Source organism: Pseudomonas sp. GL_090, assembly GCF_057837765.1.
The window spans coordinates 980,598-996,382 of the sequence record NZ_CM174452.1 but is presented as its reverse complement, the minus strand read 5'-3'; the positions used below and the strand labels follow the sequence as shown (position 1 = coordinate 996,382).

Here is a 15,785-nt window from a genome sequence, read left to right as displayed (position 1 = left end):
CGAGTTTCAGGCACGGCGCAGTGGGTCACAATGAATACGGGGGAGGCTGAATGGTGCGCGATAAGGCTGGGGGATGATGATCGCGTCGGACAGGATGACGCGATCCCACAGAAGCAGAACAGGTTCAACGCTGCGAATCAGGAACACGCCATTTTGCGCGGCGGCGACAGCAGTTGATCGCGAAACGCCAGATAGTGCTTGAGCACCTCGCAAGGGGCCTCGATCTGCGGGTAGTGGCCAATGTCGGGCAACACCACCGTGTCCGCATCCGGGATCAGCTCCCGATAACGCTCGACCATGTGCACGCCGGAGACCGGATCGACCCCGCCATCGATCACTCGCAGCGGCACTTCACCGCGTTGCATCGCACTCACCCAGCGGTCGCGCCAGACGCGTCGCTCCGGGATGTAGGTGATCAGTTTGTGCATGATCCGTGGCCCGCGCTGGCTTTCGACCAGGCTCCAGAAGTCATCCATCTGGCTTTCACTGGGACGGGTTTGCGGACCGAAAATTTGCCGAAAGCTTCTTACCAGACCATCACGACTGAAGGCGCGGCCAATCATCCAGCCCAAAGGGCTGAGCAAGAGCTTTTGCATCAGTACCGGGCGGTGGGTTTCCGCAAACAGCCCGCCGTTGAGAAACACGCAACTGGCCAGCTCCACCCGCGACTCGTAATGCCGGGCCAGCAGTTCCTGGGCCACGCTGTCGCCGTAATCGTGGGCGAGCAGGTGCACTGGTTGCTCGACATTCAGGTGTTCAAGCAGTGCCTGTTGCAGATCCGCTTGCTCCAGCAGGCTGTATTCGTGATTTACCGGTTTGGCCGAATCGCCGAAGCCCAGCATGTCGCAGGCGATCACGCGAAAGCGCTGGGCCAATGGCTGCCACAGGTAATGCCAGTCCCAACTGGCGGACGGAAAGCCGTGAATGAGCAACAACGGCTCACCCTGCCCTGCTGTCCAGTAACGGATGCTCTGGCCACGAAACACGAACGTCTGGCTGCGTCTGCGCCAGACACACAGGGGGATCTCGGCGAGTTCCATTAGAGTTTATAACCCGGGTCCAGTTTATCGAGTTTGCGCAGCAGCGCCGGCCAGGCCAGCGCTCCGCCCATTCCTTGAGCACTTCGGGTGACACCCGCGATCATGGCTTTGGCACCGGCCAGAATCTGCGGTTCGATGGCGATCAGTTCAGCGGCACCGTTTTGCGCCAAGACCTGGATGTCGCAGGCACGCTGAAAGGTGAACATCATCAGGAACGTATCGGCGATGGTGCTGCCGCAGGTCAGCAGACCGTGGTTATGCAACATCAGGAAATTGTTTTCACCGAGGTCGGCCTGTAGCCGCTCTTTCTCTTCATGGTTGAGCGCCACGCCTTCGTAGGCGTGGTAGGCCAGGCTGGAAAGCACGAACAACGACTGTTGGCTGATCGGCAGAACGCCCTGCTTCTGCGCCGACACCGCAACTCCCGAAGCCGTGTGGGTATGGAGCACGCAGACGACATCGTGGCGGACTTCATGCACGGCACTGTGGATGGTGTAACCCGCCGGATTGATCTCGTAGGGACTGTCCATCAGCTTGTGGCCGGCCTGATCCACCTTGACCAGGCTTGACGCGGTGATTTCGTGAAACATCAACCCGAACGGGTTGATCAGGAAATCTTCGGTGCCGGGCACCTTGGCGGAGATATGGGTGAAGATCAGGTCATCCCAGCCATGTTGGGCGACGAGGCGATAACAGGCTGCCAGGTCGACGCGGGTCTGCCACTCGGCAGCACTGACCTGGTCTTTGACACTGGATGGCGATTGGAAGGGAGCGACGGTCACGGCAAGAAGCCTCGGTGTTTTTATTATGGAGTGTTTCCTATGCTCACCGAGTCTAGTCAGCCCTTGTGGTTCGTGTAGTTGCATTGGCAGCCAGCTTGATGGCCCAGCGAGTCAGCCGCCCTGCTGCCCTGGATCCATGTCAAATGACCGGCGCCGGCAACGGTCTGACAGGCACCTTTCAGCGCACTGTCATAACCCTGACCGGCATGTGGGTCGGGGCAACGCTCAGTCGCGCAGTGCGCTGATCAGGTCCGCCAGCCAAGGCTCGGCGTCCGTCTCGGGGGTCACGCTCTCGCTGGCATCCAGGCGCAGCATCGGCAGTACTTCGCGGATGCCCAGCTCACCGAACAATTCGCGCATCTGCTCGCCGCCGCCACAAAAAGTATCGCCATAGCTCGCATCACCCAGCCCGATCACCGCGCCCGGCAAACCGCGCCAGGCCGCTGGCAATTGGTCACGAATGGTCGAATACAGCGGTTGCAGGTTGTCCGGCAGCTCACCCATGCCGGTGGTCGAGGTCACCGCCAGAAAGGCTTCGGGGCCAAACGCCAGGACGTCGGCGAGGGTCGCACGGGGGTTGTGCCAGGTTTCGAACCCGGCGGCTTTCAACAGGCTGGCGGCGTGGCGGGCAACTTCTTCGGCCGTGCCGTACACCGAGCCGGAAATGATGGCGACTTTCATCAATCTGATCCTGAATCCGAGTAAAAGACCGGGATATTAACAGCACGGTCGTGATAGTTTTTTTAGAATGCAATCGACAATCAATCAGGAAAGGATACTCCGATGATTAATGCACAACTGCTGCAAATGGTAATCAACGCCTCCAATGACGGTATCGTGATTGCCGAAAAGGAAGGCGAACAGGACAAGATCCTCATTTACGTCAACCCCGCGTTCGAACGCCTGACGGGGTACTCCAGTGAAGAAATCCTCTATCAGGATTGTCGCTTCCTGCAGTCGGGGGACCGCGATCAGCAAGCCCTGCCGTTGATTCGCGATGCATTGAACCGCGAAGGATCCTGCCGGGAAATACTGCGCAACTACCGCAAGGACGGCACACCGTTCTGGAACGAGCTGTCCCTTTCAACGGTAAAAAATCCGGCGGACGGACAAACCTATTTTGTCGGTGTGCAGAAAGACGTCACCATACAGGTCAAGGCGCAACAGCGCGTGGCACAGCTGGAGGCGCAGTTGGCTGAACTCCAGGCCGAGCTTGCCGCGCTCAAGGCGACGAACGGCGAAAACGAAACCCGGAATTAATGGTCAGTAACTACAATCACCAATAACTTTGTAACTATACCTTTCGAGCTGGCCATGCAACGCGATGCGCTCCTGACCCAGGATGAGCTGGATTTCATCCAGACCATGCAACACAACCCGCAACTCAATGTGCGGGACGCGACGTCGAGCCTGCTCGTCAACGGCGGGTCGCAGATCCGTGACCTGCTCACCCGCCTGGCGGCCCATGAGCAGGTCACCATTCAAGCCAGCTTCGAAAACCAGCAAATGACCTTCCCCCTGCACCTGGTGGAAGACGAGTTCCATGCGCTGCATTTGCGTCTCGGCGTACCGAGCATCTATGAAGACGGGCCGATGGTCCGGCCTTGGCGCTTGGTACTGGACGAACCGGTAGCCCTGGAAAACGCCAAGGGTCAACCCGGCACCCTGTGGGTACACGAAGTGTCGTGCAAAGGGGTTTTGCTGGAAGCTCGCAACAAGACCAAACCGCCGAAGCATTTCGCCTTGTGGTTCAGTCCTTCAGGCTATGAGCGGATAGCCTTGCGCGGCACCTTCGAGAAAGAAAACGAAAAGGGCTTCTACGCCTATCAACTGAACCAGAGCGATACGGACGAAACCGAGCGTCTGCGCCAGTTCATCCTGCAACAGCATCGTTTGACTCATCCAACGCTGCATCTCTGAACTTCAAGTATCCAGAGTACCCCCCAGGAACTGCTTCAGACGCTGGCTCATGACCTCCCCTTCACTGCCCAGGCAACCGATCGATGACCCGGCCAGGCTTTCCTGTGCCAGGTCAGAAGCATCGCCGGCCAACAACAACCGACACTCCAGACTCATGGCCAGGCGATTCATGCGCCGCGGCAACTCGGGAGCCGGCACGTGATTGGAAAACAGCACCAGTGCCAAGGGCTTGATCCTTTCACACATCAGCACCAATTCCTCGAATGGCTGGCCCATGTTCAGTACGCGAACGGCCGATGGCCCGGAACTCAGGAACAGGGCGGCGACCAGCAGTTCCAGTTCCCGGCAATTGTCATCCAGGGCACAGATGACCACGCGACGCGGCTGTTTTTCGCGCATCAACAACAGACGCTGCACCACCCGGGAACGCAGAAAACCATCCAGGAACAGCCACTCGCTGGTTCCACCGAACTGGTCCTGGCGTTGCAATAATTGTTTCCAGATGGGGATCAGAATGTCCTGGAACACCACTGGCAAGGAATAACTGGAAAAGATTTGCCCGTAGACCTGCTCCAGCCGAATGTCGTCAAACCCGTTGACCGCAGCAAGCACCTGCTGCCGCCACTGCGCGTAATCGGCTTCCACAAGGCTGTTGGGGATGATGTGCGACAACGTCTGGAGCGGCTCGGCCCTGGCCAGGAGCTTGCCGATCTTGCTGACGGCAACCCCACGCTCGATCCAGCCGAGGATACTTTGGACACGCTCGATATCGGACATCGAATACAGGCGATGCCCACTATCGGTGCGTGTTGGAACAATCAGGCCATATCGTCGCTCCCAGGCTCGAAGCGTGACCGGGTTGACACCTGTCAGTCGCGCCACCTCGCGAATGGGGAAGAGTTCTTCCTGTTCGAGAGCGACGGCCTGCGTGGAGCCTGAAGCGACGTCTGTAATTACGGGCATCCTGTTGAAACATCTCTGTATCGTCCGAGCCTTATTCTAACGCCCCTACCCCGTAAAGTTTCCGTAAAAAATCGATACCGCGAATGAGCGGATAAACGTCACACACGCCACGGACGGAATCAGGAATAATCCTTGCTTGTTTCGAGTCGCAGCCCACCACCCCGGCGCTGTGCCTGGCGAAGTTCCTATCCGGAGCGACGCAAATGCCTTACGGAGATACACAATGTCTACCCCTCCCGTCACGCTGATGGTTGCTCGCCGCGTTGCCAATGGACGTTACCAGGACCTGATTGCCTGGCTGCGCGAAGGCGAACAACTGGCCACCGATTTTCCCGGTTATCTCGGCTCCGGTGTGCTCGCTCCACCGCCCGAGGACGACGAATTCCAGATCATTTTCCGCTTCGCCGACGAGCAGACCCTGCACGCCTGGGAGCATTCGGCCTCGCGCACTGCCTGGCTGGCACGTGGCAGCGACCTGTTCGCCAACCCGACAGAGCACCGGGTCAGCGGCATCGAGGGCTGGTTCGGCGCCGTCGGTCAACGCCCGCCGCGCTGGAAGCAGGCCGTGGCGATCTGGCTGGCGTTCTTTCCGGTCTCGCTGCTGTTCAACTTTGTGCTGGGGCCGCTGATGAGTGACATGAGCCTGCTGCCGCGGGTGTTCATCAGCACACTGTGCCTGACGCCGCTGATGGTTTATCTGTTCATCCCGTTGTCGACCCGCCTGCTGGCCGGCTGGCTGAACAGCACGCCGATACGCCCATTGCGTGCCGAACCCTCCACTCAGAATCATTGATCCCACAGTTGTTTCCCTCGCAATAGGTAGAGCGCTCCCGTCGCTGGTATAGTTTTGCTCTCACCGCGATGCGAGCCGTTCATGACTTCTTCCGCAGCCCCTGTCCTCATTACCGGTGCCGGCCAGCGTGTCGGCCTGCACTGTGCCCGGCGATTGCTGGAAGATGGCCATCGGGTGATTTTCAGCTACCGCAGCGAGCGCCCCGGCGTACAAGCCCTGCGCGACCTGGGGGCCACCGCGGTGTTCGCGGACTTCGCCAGCGAGGCCGGGATCCTCGCCTTCATCAGCGAACTGAAAACCCACACCGACTGTCTGCGGGCGATTGTCCACAATGCCTCCGAATGGTTGGCCGAAACCCCGGAGACCGACGCCGCGGCATTCACCCGCATGTTCAGCGTGCACATGCTGGCGCCCTACCTGATCAACCTGCATTGCGCCGACCTGCTGCAACGCTCGAGCCCCGCCGACATCGTGCACATCAGCGATGACGTGACACGCAAGGGCAGCAGCAAGCATATCGGCTATTGCGCGAGCAAAGCCGGACTCGACAGCCTGACCCTGTCCTTTGCCGCCAGGTATGCGCCGGCGATCAAGGTCAACGGGATCGCGCCGGCCCTGCTACTGTTCAACCCTGAGGACGACGCGGCCTACCGTGCCAAGGCGCTGGCCAAGTCCGCGCTGGGCATTGAACCCGGCTGCGAAGTGATCTACCAGAGCCTGCGCTATCTGCTCGACAACCCTTATGTCACCGGCACCACCCTGACCGTCAACGGCGGAAGGCACATCAAATAAGTGTCCCGCGAGGATTTTCCATGACGTTATCCCTGCCCCAGAACGCCTTATCCCAGAGCTACCGAGAGATCCTCATCGGTCTCGGTGAAAACCCCGACCGCGAGGGTTTGCTCGATACGCCGACGCGCGCAGCCAAAGCCATGCAGTACCTTTGCCATGGTTATGAGCAAAGTGTCGAAGAAATCGTCAATGGCGCGCTGTTCGCCTCCGACAACGATGAAATGGTGATCGTCGACAACATCGAGCTGTACTCGCTTTGCGAACACCACATCCTGCCCTTCATCGGCAAGGCGCATGTGGCTTATATTCCAACCGGCAAGGTGCTGGGCCTGTCGAAGATCGCGCGGCTGGTGGACATGTTCGCCCGGCGCCTGCAGATCCAGGAAAACCTCACCCGGCAAATCGCCGACGCGGTGCAGCAAGTGACCGGCGCGGCTGGTGTCGCAGTGGTCATCGAGGCACAGCACATGTGCATGATGATGCGCGGCGTCGAGAAACAGAATTCGACCATGAACACCTCGGTGATGCTCGGCGCCTTCCGCGAGTCGAGCAACACCCGCCAGGAGTTCCTGCAATTGATTGGACGGAGCAAGTAGCAATGCCACAACTTCAGCCAGGCATGGCACGCATCCGGGTCAAAGACCTGGGCCTGCGTACCTTCATCGGCATCAACGAGGATGAAATCCTCAACAAGCAGGATGTGCTGATCAACCTCACCATTCTGTACGCAGCCCAGCAAGCGGTACGGGACAACGACATCGATCACGCGTTGAACTACCGGACCATTACCAAGGCGATCATCGCCCATGTGGAAGGCAACCGCTTTGCGCTGCTCGAACGCCTGACCCAGGAAATTCTCGACCTGGTGATGGCCAACGCATCGGTGCTCTACGCCGAGGTCGAGGTCGACAAGCCCCACGCGCTGCGATTCGCCGAGTCGGTATCGATAACGCTCGCGGCAAGCCGCTGAGCTTCAAGCTTCAAGCCGCAAGCGGTAGACTTCAAGCCACCGCCATCCAACTTGCAGCTTCAAGCGTGCCGTTTGAAGCTGACTCGCAGAGACCGCCATGACCGATCAACAACGCCTGGAACTCGAAGCCGCCGCCTTTCGCCGGCTGGTGGCCCACCTGGACAGCCGCAAGGATGTACAGAACATCGACCTGATGAACCTCTCGGGTTTTTGCCGCAACTGCCTGTCCAAGTGGTACAAGGCGGCGGCCGACGACCGCCAGATCGAGGTCAGCCTCGACGAAGCCCGCGAAGTGGTTTACGGCATGCCGTACGCCGAATGGAAAGCCCAATATCAGCAAGAAGCCAGCGCCGACCAGCAAGCGGCGTTCGCCAAAGGAAAACCCAATGAGTGATTTGAACACCCTGCGCGCCAGCCTCAACAGCGGCGAACACGCCTTCGCCGACACCCTGGCCTTCATCGCCGCCGGTTACGACTATCAGCCTCAGGCCTTCAACAACGGTGGCGTGGAAAACGCGGCCGGGCAAAACGAAGGCTCGTGCAAGACCCTGGGCCTGGCGCTGCTCGAAGGCTTGAGCGATGAAGAAACCCTGCTGGCTTTTGGCGAGCATTACCGTTCGGTAGTTGCCACACCTGAAGGCAGCGATCACGGCAACATTCGGGCGCTGATTGCCCAGGGTCTGGCCGGTGTGAAATTCACCCAACAGCCACTGACCCGCCGCTAAATCCGTATGTAGGAGCGAGCCTGCTCGCGAAAAACCCAAGAGCACTGCCGGGCCTCTGGTTTACGCGTAATCGTTCACCACCATCGCGAGCAGGCTCGCTCCTACAGGTTCTGCGTTCACGGCGCGGAACTGATCAGAAACACATCCAGACTTTTAAGATTGACCCGGCAACTTTATTTCGTTTGCCGGGTACCGCTGCTCACGGCTTAGATAAAAAGAAGTCCTCCTTCTTCCGAGCCGATCCTCCATGCGCAGCGAAACCATCAGCCAGTCGATCAACATCGTTCACCCTGTCACGCTCAGCCACGGCAAGAATGCCGAGGTCTGGGACACCGATGGCCAGCGCTATATCGACTTTGTCGGTGGCATCGGCGTACTCAACCTCGGCCATTGCCATCCGCGCATCGTCGAGGCCATTCGCGAACAGGCCACCCGGCTGACCCACTACGCGTTCAACGCGGCCCCCCATGTGCCTTACCTCGAGCTGATGGATCGCCTCAGTGCGTTCATGCCGGTGGGTTACCCGGTCAGCGGCATGCTCACCAACAGCGGCGCGGAAGCCGCGGAAAACGCCCTGAAGATCGTCCGTGGCGCCACCGGGCGCACCGCTGTGGTTGCCTTTGACGGCGCCTTCCACGGCCGCACACTGGCCACCCTCAACCTCAATGGCAAAGTCGCGCCGTACAAACAAAAAGTCGGCGTGCTGCCGGGGCCGGTGTTTCACCTGCCCTTCCCCAGCCAGGACAACGGCGTCACCTGTGCCGAGGCCCTCAAAGCCATGGAGCGCCTGTTCAGCGTCGAGATCGATGTCGAAGATGTCGCCTGCTTTATCGTCGAACCGGTGCAGGGCGAAGCAGGCTTTCTGGCCATGGAGGCCGAGTTCGCCCAAGCGCTGCGCAAGTTCTGCGACGACAAGGGCATTGTGCTGATCGCCGATGAAATCCAGTCCGGTTTCGGTCGAACCGGCCAGCGCTTCGCGTTCTCGCGGCTGGGCATCGAACCCGACCTGATCCTGCTCGGCAAAAGCATCGCCGGAGGTGTGCCGCTGGGTGCGGTGGTCGGGCGCAAGTCGCTGCTGGACAACTTGCCCAAGGGCGGACTCGGTGGCACCTATTCCGGCAATCCCATCGCTTGCGCAGCCGCATTGGCGACGCTGGACGAAATGACCGATGCCAACCTGCATGCCTGGGGCGCCCAACAGGAAGAAGCGATTGTCGGCCGCCATGCAACCTGGCGTGCGAACAACCTGACGCCGTACCTGGGACGCCTGACCGGCGTCGGCGCCATGCGTGGTATCGAGTTGATCAATGCCGATGGCTCGCCCGCCCCGGCACAATTGACCCAACTGCTGACCCTGGCGCGGGATGCAGGTTTGCTGTTGATGCCTAGCGGCAAGTCGCGGCACATCATCCGCTTGCTGGCGCCGTTGACCATTGAGGCCGCGGTGTTGGAGGAAGGGCTGGATATTCTTGAAGCCTGCCTGGCAAAACTGACCTGAACACAATTCCTGTAGGAGCGAGCCTGCTCGCGATGGCGATTTTTCATTCAACATTGATGTCGACTGAATCACCGTAATCGCGAGCAGGCTCGCTCCTACAGGGGTTGATGAATCAATCGCGGGCACAAAAAAACCGGCCGAAGCCGGTTTTCTTATTTCAACAACAGCAAAATCAAGCGTTCTGCAGATCGTCGAGGTAACGCTCGGCATCCAGTGCCGCCATGCAACCGGCGCCAGCGGAGGTGATGGCCTGACGGTACACGTGGTCAGCCACGTCACCGGCGGCGAAGATACCTTCGAGGCTGGTGGCAGTGGCGTTGCCGTCACGGCCGCCCTGCACCACCAGGTAACCGTCTTTCAGGGTCAACTGACCTTCGAACAGCGAAGTGTTCGGGGTGTGGCCGATGGCGATGAACACACCATCGACTTTCACTTCGTCGAAGCTGCCGTCGTTGTTCTTCAGGCGGGCACCGGTCACGCCCATGTTGTCGCCCAGCACTTCGTCCAGGGTCGCGTTCAGTTTCAGCTCGATCTTGCCTTCGGCCACACGGGCGTTCAGCTTGTCGATCAGGATCTTCTCGGCGCGGAAGGTTTCGCGACGGTGGATCAGGGTCACCTTGCTGGCGATGTTGGCCAGGTACAGGGCTTCTTCAACAGCGGTGTTGCCGCCGCCGACCACAGCCACAGGCTTGTTGCGGTAGAAGAAACCGTCGCAGGTCGCGCAGGCCGAAACGCCTTTGCCCATGAACGCTTCTTCCGATGGCAGGCCCAGGTAACGAGCGCTGGCGCCGGTGGCGATGATCAGTGCGTCACAGGTATAGGTCGCGCTGTCGCCGGTCAGGGTGTAAGGCTTGGCAGCGAAGTCGACGGCATTGATGTGATCGAAAACGATCTCGGTTTCAAAGCGCTCGGCGTGCTCGCGCATCCGCTCCATCAGCGCCGGGCCGGTCAGGCCGTGGACGTCGCCCGGCCAGTTGTCGACTTCGGTGGTGGTGGTCAGTTGACCGCCGGCCTGCATGCCGGTGATCAGCAGTGGCTTGAGGTTGGCACGGGCGGCATAGACTGCGGCGCTGTAACCGGCAGGGCCGGAACCGAGAATAATCACTCGCGAATGACGGACTTCAGACATGACCTGCTCCTGTTGACCGGCCCGGAATACCTGGCGCGGAACGCCGGATTGCCGGCTGGAATAAAAAAGAACGGTTGTAAGCACTTGGGGAAGGCTTGAACCCGACCGTCCTGTAAAAAGATTGGGTACAACATATCGAGGGGGCGAAGATTAAGGAAATACGGTTTAACAATCCAGCTCATAGGTGGTCTCTATGCCATCTGGCCGACGATATCGACGTCTTTGTTACAGTGAATGTCGATACCGCCATCGCGCTTTCGCCTGTGAGGCAAAGCCGGTAAGGTCGGCGCGATTCCCCTCTGCCCGGAGCCTCTTATGCCCGCCCCTGTTCTGTCCGGCCCGCAATACCTGCGCGAAGGCCTCAAGCTGGTGCTGAGCCCCAGCTTGCGCTTGTTTGTGCTGTTGCCGCTGGCGATCAACCTGGTGCTGTTCGTCGGATTGATCTATCTGGCTGGTCATCAATTCAGCCTGTGGGTCGACACCTTGATGCCGTCCCTGCCTGACTGGCTGAGTTTTCTCAGCTACATCCTCTGGCCGCTGTTCGTGGTCCTCGTCGTGTTGATGGTGTTCTTCTCCTTCACCATGCTCGCCAACGTCATTGCCGCGCCATTCAACGGCTTCCTCGCGGAGAAAGTCGAAGTGGTGGTGCGCGGCACCGATGACTTCCCGGCCTTCAGCTGGGGCGAGTTGATTGCGATGGTCCCGCGCACCCTGGCCCGGGAGATGCGCAAGCTCGGCTACTTTCTGCCCCGGGCAGTCGGGCTGTTCATCCTCTCGTTCATCCCGGTGGTGAATATCATCGCCGCGCCGCTGTGGCTGTTGTTCGGGGTGTGGATGATGGCAATCCAGTACATCGACTACCCGGCGGACAACCACAAGCTGGGCTGGAATGAAATGCTCGCCTGGCTGCGCCAGAAGCGCTGGCAGAGCATGAGCTTCGGCGGCAGCGTGTACCTGGTGCTGCTGATCCCGGTGGTCAACATCCTGATGATGCCGGCGGCCGTGGCGGGCGCTACGCTGTTCTGGGTGCGTGAACGTGGGGCGGAAAACCTGGTGGCGCAGCGCTAAGTCACAAATCAATCATCCCAGCGTCACACTGACGACATGGCCCCGGTCGACACTGGGGTCATGACGACAGCTCTGCATATCACCCTGATCACCGAAACCTTCCCACCGGAAATCAACGGCGTGGCCAATACCCTGGGTCGCTTGTGCGACGGATTGCGCGCGCGCGGGCATCAAGTGGAACTGGTGCGACCGCGTCAGGGTTGCGACCAGCAACTGGGCAGCGATGATGAATTGCTGCTGTGCCGCGGCTGGCCGCTACCGGGCTATCCCGGCCTGCAATGGGGTCAGTCGTCGATGCACAAACTGCTGCGGCGCTGGACGCGTCACCGTCCGGACGTGCTCTACATCGCCACCGAGGGTCCACTGGGCTTGTCGGCCTTGCGTGCGGCGCGGCGACTGGGGATTTCCGTGGTCAGCGGTTTTCACACCAACTTCCAGCAGTACTCCAACCAGTACGGGCTGGGTTTGCTCACGCGCCTGCTGACTCACTACCTGCGCTGGTTCCACAACCGCTCGACCATGACCCTGGTGCCCAGCGTCAGTCAGCGCCTGGAACTGGAGCGACGTCAGTTCGAGCGACTGGCGTTGCTGTCCCGTGGGGTCGACAGCGAATTGTTTCACCCGGTCAAACGCTTGAATGCCCTGCGCGAGCAATGGGGACTGGTCCGAGGCAGACATCGCCGTCATTCATGTCGGACGCCTGGCCCCGGAAAAGAATCTCGGCCTGCTCAAGCGCACCTTCAATGCCCTCAAGGCGAGTTATCCCCAGCGCAAGCTGAAACTGATCGTGGTGGGCGACGGCCCGCAGCGCCAGGCACTGGAAAACGAAATGCCCGAGGCGATTTTCTGCGGCACCCAACGGGGTGAAGCCCTGGCGTGTCACTACGCCTCGGGCGACGTGTTTCTGTTTCCGAGCCTGACCGAAACCTTCGGCAATGTGGTGCTTGAAGCACTCGCCTCGGGGCTCGGTGTGGTGGCCTACGACCAGGCGGCAGCCGCCCAGCATATTCGCCATGGCTACAACGGCGTGCTGGCGATGCCGGGGGATGAAGAAGCGTTCTGCGATGCAGCGGCATGGCTGCTGGAGGAGCGGGAAGCCTTGCGCAATGTGCGTCTCAATGCGCACCAGCATGCCAGTCGCCAAGGGTGGGCGACGATCATCGAGCAGTTCGAGGGGCAGTTGCGCGGGGCGTGTGCGGGGGAGATGGTGGTGCCGAATGCGCCGACCTTGCCCTGATTTTTTGCTGACTTAGAGGCCCTCATCGCTAGCAGGCTAGCTCCCACATTAGACCGCATTGCCTCAGGTGGAACGCGGTTAACTGTGGGAGCCAGCCTGCTGGCGATGGGGCTTGATCAGGCTTAAACCAGTGTCATCAACGCCTCACGACTGAACGGCAGAATGTCTTCCTCACGGCCATCGCGCACTTTCTGTGCCCAGTCCGGGTCCACCAGCAGCGCGCGACCAACGGCCACCAGGTCGAACTCGTCGTTGTTCAGGCGCTCCAGCAGCTTTTCCAGGCTGGCCGGCTGCGCGACCTTATCGGTGTTGACCATGAACTGCAGGAACTCGCCGTCCAGGCCGACGCTGCCCACGGTGATGGTTGGCTTGCCGGTGAGTTGGCGGGTCCAGCCGGCCAGGTTCAGCTCGGAACCGTCGAACTCCGGCTCCCAGAAGCGGCGGGTCGAGCAGTGGAAAATATCCACGCCCGCGTCAGCCAACGGCTTGAGGAACTCGCCCAAGGCTTCCGGGGTTTGCACCAGACGTGCGGTGTAGTCCTGCTGCTTCCACTGGGAGAAGCGGAAGATGATCGGGAAACCTTCACCGACCGCCGCACGCACGGCCTGAATCAATTCAATGGCAAAACGCGAACGGTTGGCCAGGCTGCCGCCGTAATCGTCCGTACGCTGGTTGCTGCCTTCCCAGAAGAACTGGTCCACCAGATAACCGTGGGCACCGTGGATTTCCACGCCGTCCATGCCGATGCTCTGGGCATCCCTGGCGGCCTGGGCGAACGCGGCGATCACGTCCTGGATGTCTTGTCTGGTCATGCCGTGCACCACGACCTGACCTTCCTTCAGTTTTTCCGACGGGCCATAACCCGGCACGCTGGCGTCCGGCTCGGTGCCGATACGGCGCACACTGCCCACGTGCCACAGCTGCGGAACGATCTTGCCGCCTTCGGCGTGAACGGCGTCGACGACTTTCTTCCAGCCGGCCAGGGCCGCTTCACCGTAGAAATGCGGAACGTTCGGATAACCGTTGGACGCCTTGTGACCGACGGTGGTGCCTTCGGTGATGATCAGGCCGACGCCCGCCGCGGCGCGACGACGGTAGTACTCGATCACTTTGGAGTTAGGCACGCCGCCTGGGGAAAAGGAGCGGGTCATCGGCGCCATGACGACGCGGGTCGGCAGTTCGAGGGTGCCGAGGTGGAACGGTTTGAACAGGGCTTTGACGGGCATGGGACGCTCCACGGGAAGTAACTTTATGACGGTGATAATATGGAGTGTCCAACACATTGAACAGCATTATTGATTTTGGTGATGTAGGAGTGAGCTTGCTCGCGATGGTGGTCAACGATAACGCTGGCGGTCTGATGCCCCGCGGTGTTCCTACAACCATCGCGAGCAGGCTCGCTCCTACAGGGAGGGGGAGATATCAGCTCAACGCTTTTTCAATCGCGTGAATAATGCTCGGATCATCCGGTGCCGTACGTGGCGAGAACCGAGCCAGTACACGGCCGTCCTTGCCCAGCAGGAACTTCTCGAAGTTCCAGGTGATGTCGCCGGGAAACTCCGCGCCCTCGCCCGCCAGCAAGCGGTACAACTGATGACGATCATGCCCGTTGACTTCCAGCTTGCTGGACAACGGAAAGGTCACGCCATAGTTGAGGCTGCAAAAATCCTTGATCTCCCGCTCGGTCCCCGGTTCCTGCCCGGCAAACTGGTTGCACGGCAAGCCAAGGACGCTGAAGCCCTTGGCCTTGAATTGCTGGTAGAGGTTTTCCAGCGCCGCGTACTGCGGGGTCAGACCGCATTTGGAAGCGACGTTGACCACCAGTACGACTTGGCCCTTGAAAGGCGCCAAAGGTAGCTCCTGTCCATCCAGGGCTGTCAATTTAAGGTCGTGAAAAGCACTCATGGCGTACTCCAGATTCCCGTGTTCTTCTCGAAACAGCCACTTGGCGGTGTCGTCAGGGACGACCGCAGACTAAAAAGGCGCCCACAGGGCGCCTCTCCAGTTATCTGAGCTTAGCGCAGAAATCAGTGGTGATGGCCACCTTCGCCATGGACGTGGCCATGAGCGATTTCTTCCTGGCTGGCGTCACGGATGTCGATGATCTTGACCTGGAAATTCAGGCGCTGACCGGCCAACGGGTGGTTGCCGTCAACGGTGACGTCGTCGCCGTCCAGATCACGGATGGTCACGATCTGCATCTGGCCGTCCGGAGCGGAAGCGTGGAACTGCATGCCCACTTCCAGCTCGTCGACGCCTTCGAACATGCTGCGGCTCAGGGTGCTGACCAGTTCGGCAGCGTATTCGCCGTAAGCGTCTTCCGGCTCAACGGCTACGGTCAGCTCGTCGCCGACAGCCTTGCCTTCCAGAGCCTTTTCCAGGCCCGGGATGATGTTGCCTGCGCCTTGCAGGTAGACCAGCGGCGCGCCGCCGGCGGAGCTGTCGATGACCTCACCAGCGTCGTTGGTCAGGGTATAGTCGATGGAGACAGCCTTATTGGCGGCGATCAGCATGGGGCGAGACCTTTTGCATAAGAATATAGAAAGGCCAAGTTTAGCGAAGCAATCGTCCGAAAGCGAACACAACCCGGACAAACGGGTTTCGACGATCACAGGCTTCCATCAGGACGAGGACGGCCACTGGGTGGCCGAGCTTTCCTGCGGCCACACCCAACACCTGCGGCACCAGCCGCCATGGCAATCGCGCGCCTGGGTCATGGATCCTGCGCAGCGCCAGAAAAAAACAGGCCAAGCCTTTGATTGTGGTTGGTGCGCACAAGGCTCGGTTAGCGATAACCTTGGCGACTGAATTTCGGTAGACGACCAGTTATAGGTCATCGCCTTTGCAATGCACCTTTAGAGAATCCGC

General features: G+C 60.1%; 19 protein-coding genes and 1 pseudogene. 12 read left to right on the top strand and 8 right to left on the bottom strand.

Features of this window, described 5'->3' with window-relative positions; all coding sequences use genetic code 11:
* Positions 1-137: 137 nt before the first annotated feature.
* The 3 genes from AC3ITA_RS04370 to AC3ITA_RS04360 form a co-directional block, all read right to left on the bottom strand.
* Complete coding sequence (locus tag AC3ITA_RS04370; protein ID WP_489279563.1) at positions 138-1,040, bottom strand: alpha/beta fold hydrolase; 903 nt, start codon at positions 1,038-1,040, stop codon at positions 138-140.
* Entirely contained in the window at positions 1,040-1,822 is a 783-nt protein-coding gene (locus AC3ITA_RS04365; protein ID WP_489279562.1) for a class II aldolase/adducin family protein, read from the bottom strand. The genes AC3ITA_RS04370 and AC3ITA_RS04365 overlap by 1 nt, the downstream gene beginning before the upstream one ends.
* A 225-nt stretch (positions 1,823-2,047) precedes the next feature.
* Entirely contained in the window at positions 2,048-2,503 is a 456-nt protein-coding gene (locus AC3ITA_RS04360) for a flavodoxin (protein ID WP_095944297.1), read from the bottom strand.
* A gap of 102 nt (positions 2,504-2,605) precedes the next feature.
* Here AC3ITA_RS04360 and AC3ITA_RS04355 point away from each other — a divergent pair, with 102 nt between their 5' ends.
* Complete coding sequence (locus tag AC3ITA_RS04355) at positions 2,606-3,082, top strand: PAS domain-containing protein (protein WP_095944296.1); 477 nt, start codon at positions 2,606-2,608, stop codon at positions 3,080-3,082.
* Between the two features lie 54 nt (positions 3,083-3,136).
* Positions 3,137-3,742: a hypothetical protein gene (locus AC3ITA_RS04350; RefSeq protein WP_095944295.1), complete on the top strand. Its 606-nt coding sequence runs from the start codon at positions 3,137-3,139 to the stop codon at positions 3,740-3,742.
* Positions 3,743-3,745: 3 nt separating this feature from the next.
* On the opposite strand, the gene AC3ITA_RS04345 is transcribed toward AC3ITA_RS04350, so the two are convergent.
* Positions 3,746-4,705: a MerR family transcriptional regulator gene (locus AC3ITA_RS04345; RefSeq protein WP_150672179.1), complete on the bottom strand. Its 960-nt coding sequence runs from the start codon at positions 4,703-4,705 to the stop codon at positions 3,746-3,748.
* A gap of 223 nt (positions 4,706-4,928) precedes the next feature.
* On the opposite strand from AC3ITA_RS04345, the gene AC3ITA_RS04340 reads away from it, so the two are divergent.
* The 7 genes from AC3ITA_RS04340 (at position 4,929) to AC3ITA_RS04310 (ending at position 9,483) form a co-directional block, all read left to right on the top strand.
* Positions 4,929-5,498 (top strand): antibiotic biosynthesis monooxygenase, encoded by a 570-nt coding sequence (locus AC3ITA_RS04340; RefSeq protein ID WP_095944293.1) that lies wholly within the window; start codon positions 4,929-4,931, stop codon positions 5,496-5,498.
* An 81-nt stretch (positions 5,499-5,579) separates the two neighbouring features.
* Positions 5,580-6,290, top strand: coding sequence for a dihydromonapterin reductase (gene folM / locus AC3ITA_RS04335; protein ID WP_095944292.1), 711 nt, complete (start codon positions 5,580-5,582; stop codon positions 6,288-6,290).
* 20 nt (positions 6,291-6,310) lie between these two features.
* Positions 6,311-6,886 (top strand): GTP cyclohydrolase I FolE, encoded by a 576-nt coding sequence (gene folE, locus AC3ITA_RS04330; RefSeq protein ID WP_095944291.1) that lies wholly within the window; start codon positions 6,311-6,313, stop codon positions 6,884-6,886.
* Positions 6,887-6,888: 2 nt separating this feature from the next.
* Entirely contained in the window at positions 6,889-7,260 is a 372-nt protein-coding gene (folX, locus tag AC3ITA_RS04325; protein WP_150672181.1) for a dihydroneopterin triphosphate 2'-epimerase, read from the top strand.
* Positions 7,261-7,357: 97 nt separating this feature from the next.
* Positions 7,358-7,654 (top strand): DUF1244 domain-containing protein, encoded by a 297-nt coding sequence (locus AC3ITA_RS04320; RefSeq protein WP_046040093.1) that lies wholly within the window; start codon positions 7,358-7,360, stop codon positions 7,652-7,654.
* Positions 7,647-7,985, top strand: coding sequence for a HopJ type III effector protein (locus AC3ITA_RS04315; protein ID WP_489279561.1), 339 nt, complete (start codon positions 7,647-7,649; stop codon positions 7,983-7,985). Before AC3ITA_RS04320 ends, AC3ITA_RS04315 begins: the two co-directional genes overlap by 8 nt.
* Before the next feature lie 247 nt (positions 7,986-8,232).
* The gene (locus AC3ITA_RS04310; RefSeq protein WP_489279560.1) at positions 8,233-9,483 is read left to right on the top strand and encodes a 2-aminoadipate transaminase; all 1,251 of its coding nucleotides are present in this window, start codon (positions 8,233-8,235) and stop codon (positions 9,481-9,483) included.
* A 172-nt stretch (positions 9,484-9,655) separates the two neighbouring features.
* Here the strand turns inward: AC3ITA_RS04310 and trxB are convergent, their stop codons facing one another.
* A complete protein-coding gene (gene trxB, locus AC3ITA_RS04305) occupies positions 9,656-10,612 on the bottom strand; it encodes a thioredoxin-disulfide reductase (protein ID WP_095944288.1) in 957 nt (318 codons plus the stop codon).
* A gap of 315 nt (positions 10,613-10,927) precedes the next feature.
* Here trxB and cysZ point away from each other — a divergent pair, with 315 nt between their 5' ends.
* Positions 10,928-11,680, top strand: coding sequence for a sulfate transporter CysZ (gene cysZ / locus AC3ITA_RS04300; protein WP_095944287.1), 753 nt, complete (start codon positions 10,928-10,930; stop codon positions 11,678-11,680).
* Positions 11,681-11,716: 36 nt separating this feature from the next.
* Positions 11,717-12,917 (top strand): annotated as a pseudogene (locus AC3ITA_RS04295) (glycosyltransferase family 4 protein).
* 122 nt (positions 12,918-13,039) lie between these two features.
* On the opposite strand, the gene AC3ITA_RS04290 reads toward AC3ITA_RS04295, so the two are convergent.
* From AC3ITA_RS04290 to AC3ITA_RS04280, 3 genes are all read right to left on the bottom strand, one after another.
* Positions 13,040-14,143 (bottom strand): NADH:flavin oxidoreductase, encoded by a 1,104-nt coding sequence (locus AC3ITA_RS04290; RefSeq protein ID WP_095944285.1) that lies wholly within the window; start codon positions 14,141-14,143, stop codon positions 13,040-13,042.
* A 196-nt stretch (positions 14,144-14,339) separates the two neighbouring features.
* Complete coding sequence (locus tag AC3ITA_RS04285) at positions 14,340-14,822, bottom strand: glutathione peroxidase (protein WP_095944284.1); 483 nt, start codon at positions 14,820-14,822, stop codon at positions 14,340-14,342.
* Between the two features lie 122 nt (positions 14,823-14,944).
* The gene (locus tag AC3ITA_RS04280) at positions 14,945-15,430 is read right to left on the bottom strand and encodes an FKBP-type peptidyl-prolyl cis-trans isomerase (protein WP_007901600.1); all 486 of its coding nucleotides are present in this window, start codon (positions 15,428-15,430) and stop codon (positions 14,945-14,947) included.
* Here AC3ITA_RS04280 and AC3ITA_RS04275 point away from each other — a divergent pair.
* Positions 15,399-15,725: a DUF3565 domain-containing protein gene (locus AC3ITA_RS04275; RefSeq protein WP_414929764.1), complete on the top strand. Its 327-nt coding sequence runs from the start codon at positions 15,399-15,401 to the stop codon at positions 15,723-15,725. The genes AC3ITA_RS04280 and AC3ITA_RS04275 overlap by 32 nt on opposite strands.
* The last annotated feature ends 60 nt before the right edge of the window (positions 15,726-15,785 follow it).

What these genes read in the sequence shown, in the direction of transcription:
- AC3ITA_RS04285 (WP_095944284.1), bottom strand. Translation starts at nt 14,822, where the DNA reads ATGAGTGCTTTTCACGACCTTAAATTGACAGCCCTGGATGGACAGGAG.
- folE (WP_095944291.1), top strand. Translation starts at nt 6,311, where the DNA reads ATGACGTTATCCCTGCCCCAGAACGCCTTATCCCAGAGCTACCGAGAG.
- folX (WP_150672181.1), top strand. Translation starts at nt 6,889, where the DNA reads ATGCCACAACTTCAGCCAGGCATGGCACGCATCCGGGTCAAAGACCTG.
- trxB (WP_095944288.1), bottom strand. Translation starts at nt 10,612, where the DNA reads ATGTCTGAAGTCCGTCATTCGCGAGTGATTATTCTCGGTTCCGGCCCT.
- AC3ITA_RS04310 (WP_489279560.1), top strand. Translation starts at nt 8,233, where the DNA reads ATGCGCAGCGAAACCATCAGCCAGTCGATCAACATCGTTCACCCTGTC.
- AC3ITA_RS04290 (WP_095944285.1), bottom strand. Translation starts at nt 14,143, where the DNA reads ATGCCCGTCAAAGCCCTGTTCAAACCGTTCCACCTCGGCACCCTCGAA.
- AC3ITA_RS04350 (WP_095944295.1), top strand. Translation starts at nt 3,137, where the DNA reads ATGCAACGCGATGCGCTCCTGACCCAGGATGAGCTGGATTTCATCCAG.
- AC3ITA_RS04340 (WP_095944293.1), top strand. Translation starts at nt 4,929, where the DNA reads ATGTCTACCCCTCCCGTCACGCTGATGGTTGCTCGCCGCGTTGCCAAT.
- cysZ (WP_095944287.1), top strand. Translation starts at nt 10,928, where the DNA reads ATGCCCGCCCCTGTTCTGTCCGGCCCGCAATACCTGCGCGAAGGCCTC.
- AC3ITA_RS04345 (WP_150672179.1), bottom strand. Translation starts at nt 4,705, where the DNA reads ATGCCCGTAATTACAGACGTCGCTTCAGGCTCCACGCAGGCCGTCGCT.
- folM (WP_095944292.1), top strand. Translation starts at nt 5,580, where the DNA reads ATGACTTCTTCCGCAGCCCCTGTCCTCATTACCGGTGCCGGCCAGCGT.
- AC3ITA_RS04355 (WP_095944296.1), top strand. Translation starts at nt 2,606, where the DNA reads ATGATTAATGCACAACTGCTGCAAATGGTAATCAACGCCTCCAATGAC.
- AC3ITA_RS04360 (WP_095944297.1), bottom strand. Translation starts at nt 2,503, where the DNA reads ATGAAAGTCGCCATCATTTCCGGCTCGGTGTACGGCACGGCCGAAGAA.
- AC3ITA_RS04275 (WP_414929764.1), top strand. Translation starts at nt 15,399, where the DNA reads ATGGAGACAGCCTTATTGGCGGCGATCAGCATGGGGCGAGACCTTTTG.
- AC3ITA_RS04320 (WP_046040093.1), top strand. Translation starts at nt 7,358, where the DNA reads ATGACCGATCAACAACGCCTGGAACTCGAAGCCGCCGCCTTTCGCCGG.
- AC3ITA_RS04315 (WP_489279561.1), top strand. Translation starts at nt 7,647, where the DNA reads ATGAGTGATTTGAACACCCTGCGCGCCAGCCTCAACAGCGGCGAACAC.
- AC3ITA_RS04370 (WP_489279563.1), bottom strand. Translation starts at nt 1,040, where the DNA reads ATGGAACTCGCCGAGATCCCCCTGTGTGTCTGGCGCAGACGCAGCCAG.
- AC3ITA_RS04280 (WP_007901600.1), bottom strand. Translation starts at nt 15,430, where the DNA reads ATGCTGATCGCCGCCAATAAGGCTGTCTCCATCGACTATACCCTGACC.